1 protein-coding gene is annotated in these 1,819 nt (G+C 53.9%); it reads right to left on the reverse strand.

Annotated elements, in window-relative coordinates; translation table 11 throughout:
* Positions 1-171: 171 nt before the first annotated feature.
* Positions 172-1,740 (reverse strand): IS1182 family transposase, encoded by a 1,569-nt coding sequence (locus ABD735_RS20095; RefSeq protein WP_344809883.1) that lies wholly within the window; start codon positions 1,738-1,740, stop codon positions 172-174.
* Positions 1,741-1,819: the final 79 nt, after the last annotated feature.

Raw genomic sequence — 1,819 nt, forward strand, 5'->3', positions numbered from 1 at the left:
CTAACGAGGCTGTAGAAAAACCAGTTCTCCGAAGCGAAGCCCAGCATCTTTTAGCCGTCTGTCTCTTTGGTTGTTTGTATCATTCAGCATAGACCCGATATAGCTCCTCTTCGCTATCTCCAGGCCTGTTTTAGCCCTGAACAGACTCCAAAAGCCTGCATTCCAGCCTACCTATGCCGCCATCTGACCATAGCGCTGAAGCTTTTCCAGATTATGTACCAAACAAAACAGCCGCCACTGACTCTGGACTTTTTCCTGACCTCGCAGGCTAAAGCGCTTCAGGTGCTTGTTGTGAGTGATGTTGCCGAACACCGGCTCTACAACCGACATTCTGTGGCTGTAGATCGTGCGACCATGTTCGGTATCGATGCGCTGCTTCATCCAGGCCATGCCGTTGATCGGCTCACCTGTTGGTGGCGGCAATTTAAAAACCACTTGCCGTCCTCGCCCGCTCGTGGCATTTGATCGCGGTGGCGACTTCATACACTGGTGCTTCATTGGACACACTCGGCATGTGCTGATTGGCCCTTCAAAGGACTCGTAGCGACCATCCTCTCGTTCGACGATAGCACGGCGCTGCATTGACTGACCGGCGGGACACTGGCAGGTCCGCTGTGCTGCGTCGTAGTTAAATGTCGAGGCAGCAAAGATCGGCTTGACCGTTGGATCGGCTCGCGAAGCCGCAGGGTGACTATTCTTCTGATCTGCAAAACGCGCATCGCGCTGCCGAAACTGGTTGTCAGGGACATAGGCATCGATATTCTGCGCCTGAAGATACTGCATGTTCGCTTCGCTGCTATAACCAGTGTCGGCGGTCACCACCGCACCGTCTTCATAAATTGAATCGCTGATGCCCAGCCGCTGGTATCGGGCTCTGATGGCATCCAAGACGGGGATCAATGCCGGTTGTTCCTGGCCCTCGCTGAAGGCTTGCGCATCGATCACTATCTGATGCTTCTTATCGACTGTCGCCACGCCGTTATAGCCTTGAATCGTCCCTTTGCTGGTCTTCATCTTGGCGCTGTCGTTGTCGGTGATGTTGCTTTTGACTTCATTCCCTCTGCGTCCGCGCCCTATCCGCGGGCTACTGGTCTTTAAAAAGCGGTCTATCCTTTCGGCCGCCTGATCCAGTGTCTGCAGAGTCTGCATCGAGCGCTGTATCTGGATCTTGTCAGCTTCAAACTGCGTTTCGTCGAGGTCGACGTGCTGCTTGAGCATGACCCGCATCTGCTTGCGGATCTTGTCGCGTTTCGCCGCCAGTTCGGCATGCGTACCCGACCAGGTCTTCGCAGCGTTGGACGGCAATTTACAGCCATCGATAGCGAAGAGTTCGTTACCCAACAGGCCTTGCTCATGGCACACCAGCAGGACCTGCTCAAAGATCTTTGCGATCTCTTCACTTCGGCTACTGACAAAATTCGCTATCGTCGTGAAGTGTGGCTCACTGTCGCAGGACAGCGCCTTGAACAGAATATTGGTCTGGCAGCACCAGGCCATTTCTCGGCTCGAGGTAATTCCCTTGGAGTAGGCAAACAGAACAATCTTCAGCAGAATCGCGGGATCATAGGCCGGGCGGCCCTGCTCATCATTCCGGTACTTCGGATAAAACACCGACAAATCCAGCTTCTCGGAGATGAGATAGTGGACCGCGTGTTCGAAGGTACCGGGCTGGAGTTGATCGGCGTAGTTAATGACGACCATCGAGTGCTGGTCGTAGTTGTAGGGGATAAACTTTGGCATGCTGAAACCCTTCCTTGGTCTCAGCCTACTGTAGCGAAGATCGAAGCTGTTCGGGAGGTTTTTCTACAGCCAGAACGCC

It is taken from the genome of Allohahella marinimesophila (assembly GCF_039538005.1).
GTDB lineage: Bacteria > Pseudomonadota > Gammaproteobacteria > Pseudomonadales > Oleiphilaceae > Allohahella > Allohahella marinimesophila.